The 20,003-nt window shown below is 45.2% G+C and carries 16 protein-coding genes; 1 reads left to right on the top strand and 15 read right to left on the bottom strand.

Annotation, left to right across the window (positions count from 1 at the left end; translation table 11 throughout):
* Window positions 1–47: 47 nt before the first annotated feature.
* The 13 genes from ftsA to mraZ are packed head-to-tail and all read right to left on the bottom strand — an operon-like array spanning window position 48 to window position 13,869.
* Window positions 48–1,271: a cell division protein FtsA gene (ftsA, locus tag QNI24_RS08990; protein WP_267176363.1), complete on the bottom strand. Its 1,224-nt coding sequence runs from the start codon at window positions 1,269–1,271 to the stop codon at window positions 48–50.
* 2 nt (window positions 1,272–1,273) lie between these two features.
* Complete coding sequence (locus QNI24_RS08985) at window positions 1,274–2,014, bottom strand: cell division protein FtsQ/DivIB (RefSeq protein ID WP_267176362.1); 741 nt, start codon at window positions 2,012–2,014, stop codon at window positions 1,274–1,276.
* Window positions 2,007–2,918, bottom strand: coding sequence for a D-alanine--D-alanine ligase family protein (locus QNI24_RS08980; protein WP_267176361.1), 912 nt, complete (start codon window positions 2,916–2,918; stop codon window positions 2,007–2,009). The genes QNI24_RS08985 and QNI24_RS08980 overlap by 8 nt, the downstream gene beginning before the upstream one ends.
* The gene (murC, locus tag QNI24_RS08975) at window positions 2,911–4,341 is read right to left on the bottom strand and encodes a UDP-N-acetylmuramate--L-alanine ligase (RefSeq protein WP_267176360.1); all 1,431 of its coding nucleotides are present in this window, start codon (window positions 4,339–4,341) and stop codon (window positions 2,911–2,913) included. Before murC ends, QNI24_RS08980 begins: the two co-directional genes overlap by 8 nt.
* Window positions 4,338–5,387, bottom strand: coding sequence for an undecaprenyldiphospho-muramoylpentapeptide beta-N-acetylglucosaminyltransferase (murG, locus tag QNI24_RS08970; protein ID WP_267176359.1), 1,050 nt, complete (start codon window positions 5,385–5,387; stop codon window positions 4,338–4,340). Before murG ends, murC begins: the two co-directional genes overlap by 4 nt.
* Complete coding sequence (gene ftsW, locus QNI24_RS08965; protein WP_267176358.1) at window positions 5,384–6,559, bottom strand: putative lipid II flippase FtsW; 1,176 nt, start codon at window positions 6,557–6,559, stop codon at window positions 5,384–5,386. The genes murG and ftsW overlap by 4 nt, the downstream gene beginning before the upstream one ends.
* A 3-nt stretch (window positions 6,560–6,562) precedes the next feature.
* Window positions 6,563–7,645 (bottom strand): phospho-N-acetylmuramoyl-pentapeptide-transferase, encoded by a 1,083-nt coding sequence (gene mraY / locus QNI24_RS08960; protein WP_267176357.1) that lies wholly within the window; start codon window positions 7,643–7,645, stop codon window positions 6,563–6,565.
* The gene (locus tag QNI24_RS08955) at window positions 7,642–8,985 is read right to left on the bottom strand and encodes a UDP-N-acetylmuramoyl-tripeptide--D-alanyl-D-alanine ligase (RefSeq protein ID WP_267176356.1); all 1,344 of its coding nucleotides are present in this window, start codon (window positions 8,983–8,985) and stop codon (window positions 7,642–7,644) included. The genes mraY and QNI24_RS08955 overlap by 4 nt, the downstream gene beginning before the upstream one ends.
* Window positions 8,982–10,508, bottom strand: a complete 1,527-nt coding sequence (locus tag QNI24_RS08950; protein ID WP_283708640.1) for a UDP-N-acetylmuramoyl-L-alanyl-D-glutamate--2,6-diaminopimelate ligase — start codon at window positions 10,506–10,508, stop codon at window positions 8,982–8,984. Before QNI24_RS08950 ends, QNI24_RS08955 begins: the two co-directional genes overlap by 4 nt.
* Window positions 10,498–12,219: a peptidoglycan D,D-transpeptidase FtsI family protein gene (locus QNI24_RS08945; RefSeq protein ID WP_267176354.1), complete on the bottom strand. Its 1,722-nt coding sequence runs from the start codon at window positions 12,217–12,219 to the stop codon at window positions 10,498–10,500. The genes QNI24_RS08950 and QNI24_RS08945 overlap by 11 nt, the downstream gene beginning before the upstream one ends.
* Window positions 12,216–12,485 (bottom strand): cell division protein FtsL, encoded by a 270-nt coding sequence (ftsL, locus tag QNI24_RS08940; protein WP_267176353.1) that lies wholly within the window; start codon window positions 12,483–12,485, stop codon window positions 12,216–12,218. The genes QNI24_RS08945 and ftsL overlap by 4 nt, the downstream gene beginning before the upstream one ends.
* Window positions 12,482–13,405 carry a 16S rRNA (cytosine(1402)-N(4))-methyltransferase RsmH gene (gene rsmH / locus QNI24_RS08935; RefSeq protein ID WP_267176352.1) on the bottom strand — a complete coding sequence of 308 codons (924 nt, stop codon included), beginning with the start codon at window positions 13,403–13,405 and terminating at the stop codon, window positions 12,482–12,484. Before rsmH ends, ftsL begins: the two co-directional genes overlap by 4 nt.
* The gene (mraZ, locus tag QNI24_RS08930; protein WP_267176351.1) at window positions 13,405–13,869 is read right to left on the bottom strand and encodes a division/cell wall cluster transcriptional repressor MraZ; all 465 of its coding nucleotides are present in this window, start codon (window positions 13,867–13,869) and stop codon (window positions 13,405–13,407) included. The genes rsmH and mraZ overlap by 1 nt, the downstream gene beginning before the upstream one ends.
* A gap of 384 nt (window positions 13,870–14,253) precedes the next feature.
* Here mraZ and QNI24_RS08925 point away from each other — a divergent pair, with 384 nt between their 5' ends.
* Complete coding sequence (locus QNI24_RS08925; RefSeq protein WP_267176350.1) at window positions 14,254–16,158, top strand: tetratricopeptide repeat-containing diguanylate cyclase; 1,905 nt, start codon at window positions 14,254–14,256, stop codon at window positions 16,156–16,158.
* 52 nt (window positions 16,159–16,210) lie between these two features.
* Here the strand turns inward: QNI24_RS08925 and QNI24_RS08920 are convergent, their stop codons facing one another.
* Entirely contained in the window at window positions 16,211–18,433 is a 2,223-nt protein-coding gene (locus tag QNI24_RS08920) for an NADP-dependent isocitrate dehydrogenase (protein ID WP_267176349.1), read from the bottom strand.
* 155 nt (window positions 18,434–18,588) lie between these two features.
* The gene (locus tag QNI24_RS08915; RefSeq protein ID WP_267176348.1) at window positions 18,589–20,001 is read right to left on the bottom strand and encodes a metallopeptidase domain-containing protein; all 1,413 of its coding nucleotides are present in this window, start codon (window positions 19,999–20,001) and stop codon (window positions 18,589–18,591) included.
* Window positions 20,002–20,003: the final 2 nt, after the last annotated feature.

Here is a 20,003-nt window from a genome sequence, read left to right as displayed (position 1 = left end):
ATAATCTCATTTTTGATTTTATTGACGACAGGATTCATCAAACCCCCTCAATAATCGCCTAAAAACCATTTTTTAAATTTATGCAGCCAGCCCTCTGACTCCATGACACTGTCGGTAACAAAATCTGTGTTACCCCCATATTGCAACAACCCAACTCCAGTCGCATGAACTGGGTTATTCACAACCTCTTTCAAACCAGCCACATCGACTGGTAGGCCCAAACGTACGGGCACATGAAATATCTCTTCCGCCAACTCAACGGCACCTTCCATTCTGGAAGCGCCTCCGGTTAGCACAATTCCTGCAGCAATCAAATCTATGTAACCACTGCGTTGTAAATCAGCTTGTACCAAGCTGAATAATTCTTCGTATCTGGGTTCTACCACTTCGGCCAACGTTTGACGCGCCAAGCGCCTGGGTTGACGATCTCCCACGCTGGGTACCGAAATGGTTTCCTCTGCTGAAGCCAATTGTCTCAGCGCACAGGCATATTTCAATTTGATGTCCTCTGCATGCTGTGTCGGTGTGCGCATTGAAACAGCGATGTCATTGGTTACCTGATCACCAGCTATTGGTATGGCTGATACGTGCCTGATAGCACCTTGGGTAAATACCGCAATGTCAGTGGTGCCAGCACCGATGTCGACCATGCACACACCCAATTCTTTTTCGTCCTCAGTTAAAACAGCAGTGGATGAAGCCAACTGTTCAACAATCATTTGATCAACTGACAATCCACAACGAGCCACACATTTGGTGATGTTTTGTGCCGCACTCTCAGAACCAGTGATTAGATGCACCCTTGCCTCTAGTCGCACACCGGACATGCCAATGGGATGACGAATACCGTCTTGCCCATCGATAACGTATTCTTGCGGCAACACATGCAATACTTTTTGGTCATTGGGGATGGGCACAGCCTTGGCAGCATCCAATACCTTTTCTACATCGGTCTTAGACACTTCTTTGTCTTTGATTGCCACGATACCATCAGAATTGATACTGCGAATGTGTGAACCAGCAATACCAACAAACACCGATTGAATCTCACAACCAGCCATCAATTCAGCTTCCTCAATGGCCCGTTTGATGGATTGCACAGTCGACTCTATGTCTACCACCACACCACGTTTCAAACCGCGCGAAGGGGATGAACCGATGCCAACCACTTCAATGGAGCCATCAGGGTGAAGCTCTCCAACAATGGCCACCACTTTAGAAGTTCCAATATCCAAACCAACTTGTAATCTTGTTTCTTGCTTCTTTGCCATTTTTATCCCACGTCTCGTGTTTCAAAGCTCATTTTTTTATCTGTGACTTCTTCTTGCTCACGCCACCGAACCACATAACCGTTGCTGTAACGCAAATCAACTCGCTCAGGCAGTCTGTTGGCAGTCTGCAACAATTGATCCCATGTTTCTGCCAGCAGCAAAATCCTGGCTTCGTGTTTCTCTGAACCCAACAGCACTTCCAAGCCATTGCGTAGAATCAGTTGCCAATCACCCCTTTCATTCACCCTTGCTTGTCTGATTTCATGTCCAACCGGTTTCAGCAATTGATTGAAACGAGTGAAGTTGTCCAAGGTCTCAGCTGAATCTTTGTTCAATCCATACAACCGTGGCAATGCATTCAAATGGTCAACTGCATCAACTTGAAACACTTCTCCTGATTGGTTTAACAAATCATTACCATTCCAAATGGCAATGGCTTGATGCTCTTTGATGGTGATGCGCAAAGTTTCCGGCCATTGCTTGACCACATGCGCGTACCTGACCCATGGCATTGATTCGATGTTGCTCTTCACTTGTTCTGCATCCAAGCGAAAGAAAGAACGTTCTGGTGTTTTAGCCACCATCAGGCGTAACTGTTCTGGAGTGATGCGGTTGTATTCGGCGGCCACCTCTAACTGCGTGATGCGCCAGCGATCTGACTGAATCAGCCCACTCATCATGGCCACCACCAAGAGCAACACCAACAAACTGAAAATAAAGGTTAATTGCATGGTTTTACTCATCAGCTGCTCCTTCACTGACATAAGCTGTTGCCAGGATACGTGCAACCAAATCAACAAATGACCAGCCATGAACCGCAGCTGCTTTTGGCAATAAACTGTTATTGGTCATGCCTGGTGTGGTATTCACCTCCAAAAACCAACGGCGTCCCTGATTATCTATGATGAAGTCGACTCGGCACCAGCCTTTGATTTTTAATGTCTCATAGGCCAATTTGGCATCTTGTTGCAACGCTTCTTGCCATTCTAATGAAAAGTCTGCTGGACAATGGTATTCAGTCGATTGACTCATGTATTTGGCGTGGTAATCGTACAATTCACTGGCTGGATTGATGCTGACCACAGGTAACACATCATTACCGACAATACCGACAGTACATTCGACACCATCAATAAATGCCTCTACTAACAACTCATCTGCTGTGTGGAAAGCCTCATTAACGGCTTGTTTTAATGCTTGGGCATCGTTGGCTTTGTATAGTCCCACGCTGGAGCCTTCGGTTGCAGGCTTAACGATCCATGGACCGTCACCAACAATTTTTAAATCATCGTGATGTTTTAATAACTGGGCTTTTGGCGTCAGCAACCCAGCTTCAGCCACTATGGCTTTGGCTTGGTCTTTATGCCAAGTCACGCTGGTGGCTGCAAAATCACAACAGGTTGATACATAACCCTCTAAATTCAACCAAGCTGCTAATTGCCCGTCTTCTCCATCTGCACCATGTAACATGTTGAAGACCACATCAACTTCTGCTTGTTGCTTTTTCAGCGCTGAAAAGCCATCAACCACTGTGACCTGGTGGCCCAGAGCAAGCAGTGCTTGGTGCACCGCAGCACCTGAATTCAGCGACACTTCACGTTCTGCCGATTGACCGCCTTGTAACAACATCACATTCAAACTACGCATCTTTCTCACCTGTAGTTTGATTAACCATGTTTTGAATCAATGCACCAATGTTACCGGCACCACACATGACGACCACATCGCCTTCTTGAACCACATGAGAAAGCGCCTCAGGCACCGCATGAATGTCCTGCACAAAAACAGGGTCTAACTTGCCACGGTTACGTATGCTGCGACACAAATCATTGGCAGTGGCACCTGAAATTACGGATTCTCCCGCCGCATAAACTTCACTGAGTATCAACAAATCAACGCCGTCTAATACATCAGCAAAATCATCATACAAGTCCCGCGTCCTGCTGTAACGGTGTGGTTGAAATACCATCACCAAGCGGCGTTCCTGCCAACCAGAACGACACGCTTCAATGGCCGCTGCCAGCTCTGTTGGGTGATGCGCATAGTCATCTATCAAGGTGACACACTTATCACCAATTTTGTAATCAGGATATAGGTTAAAACGCCTACCGACACCGTTGAATTCGGCCAAGGCCTTTTTCATCGCTGCTAAATCTATGTCCAGTTCAATGCCAATGGCAATGGCTGCCAGAGCATTCAATACGTTGTGAGTACCAGGAAGATTTAAAACCACATTTTGCATCACCATGTTGTCATTGATACTGACATCAAAAGACATGTGCTGACGCTGTTGTTTGACGTTCAGCGCCCTGACTTGTGCCCGAGCATCCAAACCATAAGTGATTTGGTGTCTGGAAACCTCTTGGGAAAGTTGGAACACAGCGTCGTCATCAACACACAAAACAGTGACACCATAAAAGGGCACGCGATGTAAAAATGTAGAAAACGATTGTTTGAGCTGCTCTAAGTCATTATCAAACGTTTCCATATGATCTTCATCAATGTTGGTAACAATCGCCATCACTGGCTGAAGTAACTGAAATGAGCCATCAGACTCATCAGCTTCTGCCACCAGGTATTCGCCTGTACCCAAACCAGCATTGGTACCTGCTGCAGTTAATAAACCACCGATGACAAAGGTAGGGTCCAATCCCGCTTCAGTTAAAATACTTGCTACCAATGAAGTGGTTGTGGTTTTACCATGCGTTCCAGCCACCGCAATACCCACTTTGAAGCGCATCAACTCAGCCAACATTTCAGCACGAGTGAGGACTGGTATTTGGGCTGCTCTGGCAGCTTTCAGCTCATGATTTTCGTTTTTGATTGCAGAAGAGTAAACTACCACATCGGCCAATTCAACATGCGCCGCATCGTGGCCAAACAGCACCTTGATGCCCATGTTTTGCAAACGAGTGGTTACTTTTCCTTGATTGATGTCCGACCCACTGACTTTGAAATCAAGGTTATGTAAAACTTCTGCAATGCCCGACATGCCTGAACCACCAATGCCTATCAAATGAATTCTTTGCATGCGGCTGGCAAACTTATGTTCAGGATTCAAATAACTCATGCTGCCACCACCTGCTCACAAAGTTCAGCGATGTGTTCAGAGACTTGATTTTTTCTTACTTTGGCTAGGTTGGCCCGCATAGCCAACCTGACTTCAGCTTCCATCAGTTTTTTGAATGCGGCTAAAAACTCTGATTGCGGTTGCTTTTCTTGCCACATCATAGCGGCATCTTTGTGCACCAAACTCAGCGCATTTTCCATTTGGTGATCATCCACGGCATGTGGGTATGGCACAAATATAGTAGGAATTCCTACCGTCGTTATTTCAGCAACCGTCAACGCACCAGCCCGGCAAATACAAATATCAGCCCATTGGTAGGCAGCTGCCATGTTATGAATAAATTCGTGTAAATCAACGTGCTCAGCCAATTGGCCGTATGCCGCTTCCGTGGCATTTTTCTTGTTGCGGCCGCATTGGTGCTTAATTTTCACCGCTTCGCTGTCTATCCACTCTGACAATACCGATGGCACCATGTTATTAAGACTTTGTGCGCCCAATGAACCGCCAAGCACCAAAACATTCACTGGCTTGACCCGATTCGAATGTTTAACTATTTTTTCAATGCTCTCACGTACTGGGTTACCCACCCACTGTGATTCAAATTGACCACCCAAGTCAAAACCAGTCATCACCAAATTGGCTCGTCTGGCCAGTGCCTTATTGGTCATTCCAAACACACTGTTCTGTTCATGCACAATCAACTTAGTGGCACATAAACTGGTGGCAAAACCGCCAGGTGCAGCCACATAACCGCCCATACTGATAGCAGCATCAATGTTGTTTTTCTTGAAAAAGCCACGCGCCATCCAAATTCCCTTTAATAACCTAAAAGGCATGGTCATCAGACCAACGATGCCTTTACCACGCAAAGGCTTGATTGGCAATAAAGTCATGTGGATGCCATGCTGACGTACTATGCGCTCTTCCATGCCACCTTGTGCGCCCAACCAATATATTTTGTGGCCTTTCTTTTGTAATGATTTAGCCACTGCAATACCAGGGAATATGTGTCCACCGGTTCCACCTGCCATGATTGCAAAATTCATGCCACTGCCTCCTTTTGATGACTGCGAAAGTTAACTTTGCGGTTTTCATATGAAATACGAAAAACCACACTCAGCGCGATGATATTCATCATGATGGCACTGCCGCCTGATGAGATAAATGGTAAAGTCAATCCTTTGGTAGGTAACATACCCAGATTGACACCCATACTTAAGAACGCCTGTAAAGCCAACCACACAGCAATTCCTGTGCAAATAAAGCCAGCGTAATCGTTACCCTGATCAAAAGCATCACGGGCTATTTTAAAAATACGGTAGATCAACAGCAGAAACAGACCAATCAGCAACAAGACACCCAAAAAGCCCATTTCTTCAGCATAAACCGCAAATATGAAGTCAGTATGTGCTTCTGGCAAGTAAAACAACTTTTGAATGCTCGAACCAATGCCAACACCAGTGACCTCGCCTCGCCCGACAGCAATCAGCGCCTGCACCAATTGAAAGCCGGCATTGAATGGATCTTGCCAAGGGTCAACAAAATTAACCAGTCGTTTGACCCGGTATGGCTCTGCCCAAGCAATCACCATCATGGCCGAGCCAGCTAACATACCTAACAAGGTCAAATCTCGGTATCGTGCTCCTGCAATATAAACCATGATCAAAGTGATGATCAATAACAACACGGCCGAGCCAAAATCAGGTTGGACCAATAACAACCCAGCAATCACGACCACCACTAACAATGGTTTCAACACCCCTACCATGGAGTTTTGAATGCCTTTTTTGTGTTTAACAATGTAACTGGCCAGTGACATGATTAAGGCCAATTTGATGGCTTCAACCACTTGGAATCTTGAAATGCCCAAATTGATCCAACGACGGGCACCATTAACCTCAACACCTATGCCTGGTATCAACACCAAAACCAAAGCCAATATACCTAAAATCAAGGCTGGGCGGCTTAATCGGTTCATCCAACCCGATGAAATATTCATCACCAACACCCCAACTAAGCCACCCAAACCAATAAACAAGATGTGGCGTTTGAAGTAATAGAAAGGATCGTTGGCTGAATTCTCAGCCACAGCAATTGACGACGAAGCCACCATAACGGCACCGATGGCAAGCAACATAACAAAAGCCACACCCAGCCAGACATCGATACCAACGATGTACCAGTTTGCGTTAACTTTTTTATTTTGCTTTGTTGTCATTGTTTATCTGATTTTTAAAGTAGCCAAACCAATCAATACCAAAATGATAGATATGATCCAAAAACGCACGATGACTTTTGGTTCAGCCCAACCTTTCAATTCAAAGTGATGGTGAATCGGCGCCATTCTGAATATGCGTTTACCGGTTAATTTGAACGAGGCCACTTGTAAAATGACTGACACAGTCTCTAACACGAATATGCCTGCCATGATAAAGAACACCAATTCTTGTCGGGTAATGAAAGCGACCAAGCCCAAAGCAGCACCCAAGGCCAGTGCACCGACATCACCCATAAATACCTGTGCTGGGTAAGTGTTGAACCACAAAAAGCCCAAGCCAGAACCAGCTATGGCCGCACAAAAGATCGTTAACTCACCCGTTCCTGGTATAAATGGCAATAACAGGTAATCCGATATCACCGCATTGCCTGAAACATACGCAAACACGCCCAGAGCAGAACCAACCAATACGGTAGGCATGATGGCCAAACCATCCAAACCGTCAGTTAAATTCACCGCATTACTCGAGCCAACAATAACGAAATAACCCAAAGGTATGGCTAACCAGCCCAGTGACCAGTTGTAATTACTGATGGCCGGTATAACAATTTGTTCGTGGATGCTGCTGTGCCCGTACTCATACAAATACAAAACCGCAACGATGCCAACCAAGGATTGCATGCTATATTTCCACTTCGCAGATAGTCCGTCCGAACTTTTTAAGTGAATTTTTTTATAATCATCAACCCAACCAATGGCGCCAAAACCAAACAGCACAAACAAAGCCACCCATACATATTGGTTGCTTAAATCAGCCCACAACAAAGTGGTTATGATGATGATGGCCAGTATCATGGCACCACCCATGGTGGGCGTACCTTGTTTACTTAAATGAGACTCTGGACCTAAGCTACGCACTTGTTGACCAATCTGTTTAATCTGCAAGGTCTTGATGAACCAAGGGCCCAAGAACAATGACAACAACAAGGCACTCAAGGCGGCCATGATGGATCTGAAGGTTAAATATCCGAACAAGTTCAGACCCGAAACCGTTTCACTGAAGTGTTGGGTTAACCAATAAATCATGCTTCACCTCCTACTATTTTTTTTACCACACGTTCCAGGCGCATGCTTCTCGAGCCCTTGACCAAAACGGTACCTTCTGCGGGTATTTTTTGTTCTATGTCAGACAATAAATCCGTGACATTTTGATAAACTTGGCACTGCCCCTGCTGATGGGTACAACCTGATTGAACATCAGGGGCATACTCTCCAACCGCCAACAACAAGTTAACTCCCGCTTTAGCAGCATAATGACCCACTTCTGAATGTAACTGTTGGGCCTCCTCACCAAGTTCAAGCATGTCACCCAGCACCAATGTTGTGGGTTGTTTTTCTTGTATCAATACGTCGATGGCCGCTTTGACCGAGGTTGGATTGGCGTTGTAGCTGTCATCTATCACTCTCATTCCTTTTTCAGTATCGTGCACTTCAAGCCGCCCTGATTCGCCTTGAAATTCGCGCAAACCGGATAAAACTTCTGTCACCGTTAATCGCATAGACAAACCAATTGCCAATACTGCGGTGGCATTCATGAAGTTATGTAAACCCAACAGTGGCAAATTCATATCGATACTTTCACCACGCCTGGTTAATACTTGATAACCATCAGTGGTTTCAACCAACCTGAAATCGGCATCAGAACTTTGTCCAAAGGTAATGATGCTACCTCTTATTTTTTCCTTAAAATCATCAGCGTAGGCACAATCGGCATTGACCACACCTTTGCCATTTTGGTCCAAAGCTTGGTAAATCTCAGCCTTGCCTTTTGCGATGTTATCGACACCACCAAAGCGTCCCACATGGGCATCACCAATGTTAGTGATGATGGCAATGTCAGGCTTGATGATTTCAGTCAGTGCTGCCACATCACCAATTTTTGCTGCACCCATTTCAATCACTGCCACTTGATCATCTGTACTGATTGACAACAGCGACAAAGGCACGCCAATTTCATTGTTGAAGTTACCTGCGGTGGCATAACATTGGTATTTCTGGCTGAGCACAGCATGCAACATGTTTTTCACTGTGGTTTTACCGTTTGAACCGGTGATTCCGATGACTTTAACACCGGTTTGCATCACCCATGCAGTGGACATGGCTTGTAATGCCACCAAAGTGTCTTTAACAATTAATTGTGGTACATCAACCTCAACAGCATTAGCGACCAAGACCGCTGCCGCACCTTTATCCACTGCCTGTTGACAATAAGCTTCACCGTCAAAAAACTCACCTTTCAAAGCGACAAATAATTTGCCTTGGCAGTCGCCTCTCGAATCAGTGGTAACACCCTGAATCCGCGCCTCTTTACCAACCATGTTACCGCCCACTACGGCTGAAATTTGATGCAAGTTCATTTGTATCATGTGGCCTCCTGCATCAGTATCTTGATTTTATTCATGTCATTGAATGGCAACAGGTGACCATTGATTTCTTGGGTAGACTCATGACCTTTACCGGCCAATAATATGATGTCTCCTTTGTTCGCTTGATCTAACACATAAGCAATGGCTTGTTCACGGTCATTGATCACATGCGGTTTGTTTTGCATGCCACTTTCAATGTCGGCGATGATTTGTGCGGATGATTCAAAACGCGGGTTGTCATCAGTTAAAATCACTTTATCAGCCAGTTGCTCTGCAATCGCACCCATCATCGGTCGTTTGCCTTTGTCGCGGTTGCCACCACAACCAAACACACACCACAACTGTCCGTCTGTGTGCATTCGCAAAGCCATTAGCACCTGTTTTAATGCATCTGGGGTATGGGCATAATCAACCACCATGATAGAACCATTGCGTGGGTCATCAATGCGATTCATTCTGCCCGGTACAGGTTGTAACGTTTTGACCACATTGCGTGTAGCTTCTAGCTTAAAGTCTTGGCTCAAAGCCGCCAACACCGCCAACGTATTGTGTACATTGAAACGCCCTAACAAGGCGGTTTCATAGCTGATTCTTTGCTCTTTGGCGATTAACTCAAAAGCAATACCTGCAGGTAACAAATGCACCTCTTTGGCAATAAAATCAGCTGCTGGATTATCGATACCATAAGTCAAGGCCTGACCTGTTATCACTTTCGTCTGCAGCCAGGATTCGGCAGTGGCATCATCTGCATTGATGATACTGAGGCGCGGACTGAACGTCGTGAACAATTTCAACTTAGCCGCTTCATAAGCCGCCAGTGTTTGGTGGTAATCCAAATGATCACGACTCAAATTAGTGAAAATTGCCGTATCCACATCGGTACCATTGAAACGATTTTGATCCAAAGCATGTGAGGAAACTTCAATGCACACATGCTTATAGCCAGATTGAAGCATCGATGCCAAATTTTTCTGAATGGCGATGGCCGAAGGTGTGGTGTTCTGAGACGACTTAAGCTGTTCAGTGTCACCTACACCGAGGGTACCTATGTATCCAGTTTTGACACCCAACTGTTCCAGCGCATGCATCATCAGCCATGCCGTTGATGTTTTGCCGTTGGTGCCAGTGATGGCAGTGATTTTCAATGATTGACTGGGATGGTCATAAAAAGCACAACTTAAATCACCCAGAATCTCACTCAAATCAGCACATTCAATCACTGGAACCTGTAATGGCTTCTGACGGCCTACGTATTTGGCTCGGCCAGCTTTGGGTGGTTCTGTGAGAATCGCAATGGCACCTGCACGCTCTGCCTGGTAGGCATAATCCATTCCATGTACATTAAAACCAGACAATGCCACAAACACATCACCCTGTTTGATTTTACGGCTGTCCAAAGATAAATTTTCAATGTCTTGATTGAAAGCTGCATCAAATGCTTGTTCTTTGGGAAAATCTGCTGACAGCTGATGTAATTCCTTTAACAACCATTGTAAGTTTTTGGGGGTCAGATCATTCTGCATCATCAGCCTCCAACCCATCGTCTTGTACATTGACCCATGTTCTGGTTACCTGGTCTGCAGGCACATTCAACAACCGCAGGCCAGTTTTCATGATTTCAGTAAATACCGGTGCTGCCACCAGCCCACCATAGTAATCCTCACCTTGGGGGTTATTGATACTCACAGCGACCACCAAACGTGGTGATGAAACTGGCGAGAACCCAACAAAGGATGACATGTAGTTATCAGAGTAACCGCCTTTTTCAGCAATCCTCGCAGTGCCCGTTTTACCAGCCACAGAATAATTAGGGATAAATGCTTTGTGCCCTTCATTGTCCATGACCACATGCGACAACATGTCTGTCAACTGGGTGGCTATCATGGGATCAATGATGGCTTTATCCTCATTGATGTTGCCTTTTATAAAGGTGGGTGCGCGGTAGCGTCCCTTGTTAGCAAAAACAGAATAAGCCGACGCCAACTGTAAAGTGGTTACTGACAAGTTATAACCACGCGACAACGCCGCATGATCAGCGGTTCGCCAACGCTCAAAGTGAGGCAAATAACCCGCAGACTCTCCCATGAAGCCACTGCCAGATGACTGACCAAAACCAAATCTTTGGTACACATCCCACAGGTGCTCTTTACCCAACCCCAAAACCAATTTGGCCACACCGATGTTGCTTGATTTAACTAAAATATCAACCAAGCTCAATTCACCGTAATCACGGAAATCATGAATCACAAAGCCATCAATTTTGTATTCCCCTGGCGACGTATTCACTACTGATTGCGGCGTGTATTCAGCACTCTCCAATGCCGCTACCACGGCAAAAGGCTTCATCACAGAACCGGGCTCGTAAATATCCGTAACCGAACGATTTCTCAGTCCATCGGTGCTTTCTTTGTTACCGTTTGGATTGAATGAGGGTTGGTTGACCATGGCCAAAATTTCACCTGTTTTCACATCCAAAACCACTGCAGAGCCAGATGTAGCCTGGTGTTTGTATACCGCCTTCTTCAATTCTAAGTAGGCAGCATATTGCAACCTGCGGTCCAAACTTAAATGTAAGTCTTTACCTGGCTTCGCTGGTTCTAACTCATCCACATCAATGTCAGCAACTACTTGACCCAGCAAATCCTTAACCACAGTTTTTTTACCTGAAGTGCCGCTGAGCCAATTGTCATACGTTCTTTCCAAACCTTCTTGCCCAATATCCTCTACGTCGGTAAATCCCACAACATTGGCTAATATTTCGCCGGTGGGGTAAAAACGTTTGAACTCTGTTCTGAACTCAACACCTTTCATATTCAAAGCCTTAACCTGATCGGCCAACATCGGCGTTATGCGTCGCTTGATGAATAAAAACTGGCGGTCTTTGCGCGATGTGATGACCTGTTTCAACTCATCGGCATCCAATTCCAATACTTCAGCCAGTTGATCAACCTTGCTGAATTGATCCAACAACTGTCCAGGCACAATACCGACCGAGACCATTGCTGTACTTAAAGCCAATGGCTCACCATTGCGATCATAGATTGAACCACGTGATACGGGTATTTCAACTTCTCGCACATGCCGCTTTTCACCTTGTGTTTGATAGAACTCAGCACCTTTGACCTGGATTGAAAAAGCCCGGACAACCACCACCACAAAACAGCACAGTAAAAAAGCCATAACAATGGCAATCCTGAAACTGATGTTTACTTGTCTGTGTTGTGATTTTTTCATCGCACTATGACCAAAACCTGTTCATCTTCTGGCAATTTCATGTTCAATTGATCTCTGGCAACCTGCTCAATGCGGTTATTCGCCACCAACGTGGATTTCTCTAACTGCAACCTGGCAAATTCAGAGTTCAACTCTAGCTTTTCTTTTTCAATGGCTTGAGAAGCAGCAAACAATTTGCGCGTCTCGTTCTGGAAAAAAACATAATTAACCAAAACAGCAATCAGTATCACTGCCAAAACCACGGTTATGCCACTGTGCCAATTCATAGTTTTTCTGCCACCCTCATGATGGCACTTCGTGCCCTCACATTCTCATCATGGTCAACCGCCTTAATGGGCTTGGTAATTAATTTAAGCTCAGGCTGTTTGGCATCATCTGGAATGACTGGCATGCGCCTGTCAACCTTTGGTGGCTGCGATGCATCACGCATGAAACGTTTCACCAGTCGATCTTCTAACGAATGGAAGCTAATCACCACCAAGCGCCCACTTTTATTAAGAAGCTTCAATGCAACCGGCAAAACCCGTTCAACCTGCCCTAACTCATCGTTGATGAAAATTCTGACGGCTTGAAACACTCGGGTTGCTGGATGCTTTTTGATTTTGTAGTTGGGTTTGTTGACAGTTTTCACCACATCAACCAAGTCAAATGTGGTCGCTAAGGGCTTCTCTTCCCTGGCCTCAACAATTTTTCTGGCGATGCGTCCGGCATTTTTTTCTTCAGCATATCGCCAAAACACCCGTTTCATTTCATCAGCAGTGGCCGAATTAAGCCATTGTGCAGCGCTCAACCCTGCCGCATTGTTCATGCGCATATCCAATGGGCCATCCTGCTGAAAGCTGAAACCACGTTCAGCCTGATCGAGTTGCGGCGAGGAAACACCAAAGTCAAATAGCACACCATCAAAGTGCGCACCCTCTTCTAGTAAATCCTGCATAACGGTTTCAAAAAAACCCACTTCAACACTGACCCTTGGATCTGCTTGCTGTAAACGCTTGGCAAACTCAATGGCCTCAGGATCACAATCAACCACAGTTAATGTACCGTCAGGACCTAGTCGTTCGAGAATCAATCTGCTGTGACCACCTCTTCCGAATGTGGCATCAATGTAATGACCATCAGATTTCACAGCGAGGGCTTCTACTGCTTGATTAAGTAGAACAGTCTGGTGCAAAGCTTGTTCCATCACAACACCAATGATTTCATGGCATCTGAAACCTCGCCATTCATGGCTGGGACCTCGTGACGGGTCTTTTGCAGCGCATCCTCATTCCAGATTTCAAACTTGCTTCCCAAACCCAGCATCACCACACGCTTTTCCATTGATGCTACTTGACGCAAAGTGATGGGCAATAAAATACGTGAGCCTTTGTCTGGAACAACATGGTAAGCACTACCCACCAGTCGGCGCTGTAAAGCCCGATGCATTGGGTCGAACGTACTCAAAGCCATCACAGCATCACGAACCTGTTCCCATTCGTGTTGCGGGTACAACCAAAGTGAGTCGTTCTCATAGGCATTGTAGGTCAATACCAAACGGTTATCGCAGACGTCACTGATCGGTTCACGATACATAGAAGGTATCGCCAACCGGCCTTTTACATCTAAATTTAACGCAATTTCACCGTAAAACACTACAATATCCCACAAAAATACTACTTTACTCCACAAATATGCACTTTATGTCGAAATCCCATGCAAGTCAAGTTACAAATGTAAAAAAGTGAGTAGTATCAACAACTTATAAAACATTTTACATTAATAAGTCGCCGTAAGTTATTGATTTATATGGCTACATGTTGAGGAGTTAAAAAGCGGTGAAGGAAGCAGATCCGGTCAAATCAAGCGTTCAAGCAAGCCACTACAACAACAATACAATAGCCAGCAAAAAACGCTGGGATTTTATGCCAATTCAGTCATCAAAACGCACTTTTTTATCAACAAACAACAATCAGCCCCAAAGGCTCTCAACAACAGTCAAGGCTCAGCAATGTCAGTTGTTGCTGGTGCGTTGATAAGTTACAATCCTTGTTGATGAGCAAACTTCAGGCAACCTTAATACCCCTCCTCAGCACATACATGGTGGTGCTGTTGTTGCTGACCAGCCAATCCTTTGCTCAAAATGCAGCAGTAAGTCAAGTTATACCCGATGATTACCAACGCTTAGATCAGTTAATCAGCAACCAACCACAAACTGCTCTGGCTCAGCTGCTGGCAAAGGATGTTGCCAATGAACCGCCGATTATCAAAGCCATACACTTCAACACCCTCAGCCGCGCCTATATCAGTTTGGTTTACCCCACCAAAGCCTTGGAGTCAGCCAACACAGCAATGAGCCACATAACAGCTAAAGAACCACAATGGCTGTATCACCAAATATTAATGGTCAAATCTCAAGCGATGGAAATCAGCGGCATGGCCAAAGAAGCACTACCTCTGGTCAAACAAGTTGTTGCTTGGGCCAAAAAAAATGATGAAATCCTTTATATTGACGCATTGCTGGGCCTGGGCTACATAGAAAATACCCTGGGCAATTACGTCGATGCTTTGAATGCCTTCATGCAAGCCTACAACACCGCACCCGAAACAGGCACTGCCAACACCCGCAGTGCGATTGCCAGCAGCGTGGCCTTGGTTTATGAGTACCGCAGAGAATATGATCTTGCCATCCCGTTTTTCGAAGAATCAGTTGACTACCACCGCCAACTAAAAAATCCACTGGAACTGTCCATAGGCCTTTATGGACTCGGTCGCGCCAATAAAAATATAGGAAACGTTGATTTGGGCACAACTCAATTGGATGAAGCTTTGTCCATTTCCAGAGCCATAAATGACCAACAAGGCGTGGCGTACGCCTTAAAAGAATTGGCACCGCTTTACATCGAAAAACAAGATTTTGAAGTGGCAAATGATATGTTGAGTGAGGCCATCAAGTTATTTATTGAAAGTGAAAACAAGTTGATGTTGTTTGATACACATAAGACCATGAGTGTGTTGAAACTTAAACAAAATAACATCAATGATGCCTATGAATATCACCAAAAGGCTCAAGAATATCTGAACCATGAAAGAATGCCCATCCAAGCACTCGCCTTGACTGAATTAGAAACCCGACTGATGGCGGCAAAAGGATTACACCAACAAGCCTATGAAAAACTCTTGCAGATTGGTCGTGATAGACAGCGCTTACTTTCTTCACAAAGCACCCAAGCACTGCACCAATTAAGAACTCAGTTTGAATTACAAAAAAAAGAGCAAACCAATCTGTTGTTGGCACAGGAAAATGCCAACCAAAAACTATTGCTGCTGAAGGAAACTCAAGCCAAACAAATATTATTGATAAGCTTAATCACTGCAGCTATCATCGTGCTGATTTTAAGTGTGACTTATATTCAAAACAAACAACAAAAACGTAAATTGTACCAGTTGGCCAATTTTGATTCGTTGACAAAATTACCCAACCGTTCGTATACACTTAAGTGCCTCAATACGATGAGCCTGTCTTTACACCCAAATGAACAGATGTTGATTGTTATGATTGATCTGGATAATTTTAAAACCATCAATGATGTTTTGGGACATGACGCCGGCGATTGTGTGTTAGAAAAAATGGGCGCTTTGTGTCAGCAAATGATTCAACCACCTCAACTTTGCGGACGCATTGGTGGCGAGGAATTTTTGTTAGCACTACCCGATACAGACGTTGAAAAAGCCCATGTCATCATCGACCAGCTCAGATCTGCCTACCAAAAAATCGACATCAAAAATAACAGCGGAAAACTGAATCAGATGATGGGCTTCTCTGCTGGCATAGCAACACATCGCAGTACAGATGACTTGAGGGAAAGTATCAAAGCAGCGGACTTGGCGATGTATGCTGTCAAACATGGCGATAAGAATCAAACAGCTTTGGCCAATGACGGGTTTGAGTGCCAATAAAAACAACCACCACCCCAAACCCAATCAATTTAGGGCGGTGGTCAATATCTTATTACAATGAATTAATGATGTTATTCAAAGTATCGCTGGGACGCATGGCGGCCTCAGCCATTTGATCGTTTGGCTCATAATAACCACCAATCTCAACAGCAGCACCTTGCGCTGCCAATAACTCATCAAGAATACTGGCTTCATTGCCTTGCAACAAATTGAAAACTTCAGTGAATTTAGCTTTCAGAGCCGCATCATCATCTTGTCTGGAAAGCGCTTTGGCCCAGTACTTAGCCAAGTAATATTGCGAACCCCTGTTATCCAACTCATTGACTTTTCTCGAAGGTGATTTGTTGTGTGACAAATACCTTTCGTTGGCATCATCCAAAGCCTCAGCCAATATCTTGGCTTGGGTGTTGTTGGTCTTTTCAGCAATGTCTTCTAGAGAAACCGCCAAAGCCAAAAACTCTCCCAAAGAATCCCAACGCAAATGCCCTTCTTCGACAAACTGCTGCACATGTTTCGGTGCAGATCCGCCGGCCCCAGTCTCAAATAAACCGCCGCCGGCCAACAAAGGCACAATAGATAACATTTTGGCGCTGGTTCCTAATTCCAAAATAGGAAACAGGTCAGTTAAGTAATCACGCAACACATTACCAGTGACCGAAATGGTATTGAGACCAGCGGTGACCCGCTCACAAGTGTAACGCATCGCTGCTCTGGGGTTCATGATCTTTATTTCTAAATCAGTGGTGTCATGATCGGCCAGATAGGTCTCGACTTTCTCAATCAAGTTTCGGTCATGTGCACGGTTTTCATCCAACCAGAAAATGGCCGCATCACCGGTGTTTCTGGCACGTGTCACAGCCAACTTAACCCAATCACGAATCGGTAAGTCTTTGGTTTGACAAGCACGCCAAATGTCGCCCACCTCAACATCATGTTGCATCAGGATTTCACCTGATGAATTAACCACACGCATCATACCGGCCTTTTCGATTTCAAAAGTCTTGTCGTGCGAACCATACTCTTCGGCTTTTTGCGCCATCAGGCCGACATTACAGACATTGCCCATGGTCACCACATCAAAAGCACCATGCTCTTGGCAGTACTCGATGATTTCTTGATAAATGCCGGCATAAGAACGATCTGGAATGATGGCTTTGGTGTCTTGCAACTGGCCATCGGCATTCCACATTTTGGCCGATGACTTAATTGCCGCTGGCATGGATGCATCAATGATTACATTATTGGGCACATGCAGATTGGTGATGCCTTTGTCTGAGTCAACCATGGCTAAAGCAGGTTGAGACTCATACACAGCAGCAATGTCTGCCTCAATTTCAGCTTGTTTGGCTTTTGGCAAGTCCTGAATTTTGTTGTAAACATTACCAATACCGTTGTCTACTTCCACGCCTAATTCAGCAAATAAGTCAGCATGTTTTTTAAATACATCCTCATAATATACTTCAACGGCATGACCGAACATGATGGGATCTGACACTTTCATCATGGTGGCTTTTAAATGTAACGAGAGTAAAACCCCTGATTTTTTGGCTTCTTTAATTTCTTTACTGAAAAACTTGCGCAGTGCCGCCTTGCTCATTCGTGATGAGTCAATAACCTCTTTGGCCTGCATCTGCAAACCAGATTTCATCACTGTCACTTCTCCAGCTTCATCAACGTGCTCAATTCGCACCTCATCCGCTGCTGGCATGACATATGACTGCTCGCTGCCATAAAAGTCATTGGCATCCATATGTGCCACATGGGTTTTGGAATCAGCTGAAATCTCGCCCAAGCGGTGTGGGTTTTGTTTGGCATAGGCTTTGACTGCCGCAGCCACTCTGCGGTCTGAATTACCTTCGCGTAAAACTGGATTAACCGCACTGCCCAAAACTTTGGCATACCTGCTTTGGATGTCTTTTTGCTCAGCTGTTTCAGCCTCTTCGGGGTAATCAGGAATGTCGTAGCCTTTCTCCTGTAATTCTTTGATGGCCGCATTGAGCTGGGGCACTGAAGCAGAAATATTGGGCAGCTTGATGATGTTGGCCTCTGGCGTCTTGGCCAATTCTCCTAACTCAGCCAAGGCATCTTGGTGCTGTTGATCAGCACTCAGGCGATCTGAAAATTGTGCCAACACGCGACTGGCCAGTGAAATGTCCTTGGTTTCAACCTCAACCTCAGCTTGCGCAGCAAATTTTTGTACAATTGGCAAAAAAGAATAAGTCGCCAACGCCGGCGCCTCATCAGTGATGGTATAAATGATGGTTTGTTTAGTCATGTCCGCTCCAAATAAGTGAAAGCCATAAACTGTGATGGTTCATGGCTTAATTTCTGGCGCGGATTATAACAAATAGATCATATAAGTTCAGTGAATATATAGTCGTGATGTTGCATTCACTTTTATCGTCGCATTTTCATGATGCTACGCTTGGTTTAAAGGCATCCAGTGTTTTCAAAAGTGCTGCGATTGATTAAATCTTGTGAAGCCGACAAATTGACAGTAAAACCGTTTTCGAATTCATTCAAAATGGTCACGCTGAAATCATCAATTGGATCCACGAAAACTTCCCCAGTGCGCCACAACACGCCTTCAGTATCGGCATAGTCAGCTGCAGGCGTATCACCATCAACCACCCAAGGTGGCTCTGATCTACAATTCGCCACATTATGAATGATGACGGCGGTATCTACGATGTTGGATTCATAGTTACCCTCTGCTTTGCGCACCTCAACCATGTAATAGGTATTATTGCTGGCCGGTATGCGCGCAAATCTGACACCATTGACCATGGTAGTGGGGCGCGATGAATAATTAATAAAAACCTCCTCATTGTCGGTATTCTCATCAGCGATAAAGCCATCACCATCAGTCACCCATTCAAGTCGCTGTTTGAATTCCATATTGATGTGCTTGCCCAATCTGCCATACACCCCATCATTCACAGCATAGCCTGTGGCTGAACTCATCACATCCCATGGGCTGTCATAGGGATTGCTGTCACCGTCAGAATTATTGGCGTGAGGTAAACCAAAACCATGTCCCATTTCATGCGCAATCACCCCAATACTTCTGAAAGCCCAAGGTGGATTCCAGGTCACACGCCACAATTTCGATGGGCCGCCATCCAGTGAAGTGTAACGCCCACCACCCCAAGCACAGCAATCCAATGATTCATTGAACATCATATTGATGCCAACAAAATCATCATTGATATCCAAACCTCCATAGGTACTGATGGCTGTGTCGGTGCAGTCATCAAACAACAAGTTCAAATCAGCATCTGTTCCCGAGCCAGGAGTGGGAACATAACTGGTGTGGGTACCGGGCAAGTCCACCCAATCAAAAGCCACCGACCCGGCCACATTGGCGTTGTTATAGGAAACTTCACGCCAGTAATGGTCTAAACCAGCTGGCGTGTTGGCATACATATTATCAAAATACGCTTCGTTTTCCGGCTCAGTAGCAACATCATTGAACTTGCATAAAAAAGACACCCATTTTTGTGGCCCTGAAATACCACCGCCACGCATAGCCTCTCCTTCTATCAATTCAATGGCTTGGATTGAACGACCCAGATTTGTGGCCAATTGGTTTTTGAATTTAACAGAAACACGTTTACCAGACCAAGCGTCAATCGGCAGGCGTGATTTGAAAGCCGCGCTGGCATCCAGTTTGATGATTGCTTTTTCAGTTTGTAAGTAAAAGTTTTGATGCGGGGCTTGGGTGGCATCAAAAGTGTCCCCATACTCAAAGATCAAAACACCTTCAACTGAATCCTCAGCAGCCATCGCTGCAGTCATTAAAATGAGGGTCGATAAGCACAGCATTGATTTTAATGTGTTCATTG

This window comes from Marinicella marina, from assembly GCF_030065545.1.
GTDB classification, from domain to species: domain Bacteria; phylum Pseudomonadota; class Gammaproteobacteria; order Xanthomonadales; family Marinicellaceae; genus Marinicella; species Marinicella marina.
Note: the sequence above shows the minus strand (reverse complement) of the source record. Positions and strands in the feature narration are given on the sequence as shown.

Coding starts and splice junctions, on each gene's coding strand:
- ftsA (WP_267176363.1), bottom strand. CDS start 1,271: ATGGCAAAGAAGCAAGAAACAAGATTACAAGTTGGTTTGGATATTGGA.
- QNI24_RS08985 (WP_267176362.1), bottom strand. CDS start 2,014: ATGAGTAAAACCATGCAATTAACCTTTATTTTCAGTTTGTTGGTGTTG.
- QNI24_RS08980 (WP_267176361.1), bottom strand. CDS start 2,918: ATGCGTAGTTTGAATGTGATGTTGTTACAAGGCGGTCAATCGGCAGAA.
- murC (WP_267176360.1), bottom strand. CDS start 4,341: ATGAGTTATTTGAATCCTGAACATAAGTTTGCCAGCCGCATGCAAAGA.
- murG (WP_267176359.1), bottom strand. CDS start 5,387: ATGAATTTTGCAATCATGGCAGGTGGAACCGGTGGACACATATTCCCT.
- ftsW (WP_267176358.1), bottom strand. CDS start 6,559: ATGACAACAAAGCAAAATAAAAAAGTTAACGCAAACTGGTACATCGTT.
- mraY (WP_267176357.1), bottom strand. CDS start 7,645: ATGATTTATTGGTTAACCCAACACTTCAGTGAAACGGTTTCGGGTCTG.
- QNI24_RS08955 (WP_267176356.1), bottom strand. CDS start 8,985: ATGATACAAATGAACTTGCATCAAATTTCAGCCGTAGTGGGCGGTAAC.
- QNI24_RS08950 (WP_283708640.1), bottom strand. CDS start 10,508: ATGCAGAATGATCTGACCCCCAAAAACTTACAATGGTTGTTAAAGGAA.
- QNI24_RS08945 (WP_267176354.1), bottom strand. CDS start 12,219: ATGAAAAAATCACAACACAGACAAGTAAACATCAGTTTCAGGATTGCC.
- ftsL (WP_267176353.1), bottom strand. CDS start 12,485: ATGAATTGGCACAGTGGCATAACCGTGGTTTTGGCAGTGATACTGATT.
- rsmH (WP_267176352.1), bottom strand. CDS start 13,405: ATGGAACAAGCTTTGCACCAGACTGTTCTACTTAATCAAGCAGTAGAA.
- QNI24_RS08925 (WP_267176350.1), top strand. CDS start 14,254: ATGAGCAAACTTCAGGCAACCTTAATACCCCTCCTCAGCACATACATG.
- QNI24_RS08920 (WP_267176349.1), bottom strand. CDS start 18,433: ATGACTAAACAAACCATCATTTATACCATCACTGATGAGGCGCCGGCG.
- QNI24_RS08915 (WP_267176348.1), bottom strand. CDS start 20,001: ATGAACACATTAAAATCAATGCTGTGCTTATCGACCCTCATTTTAATG.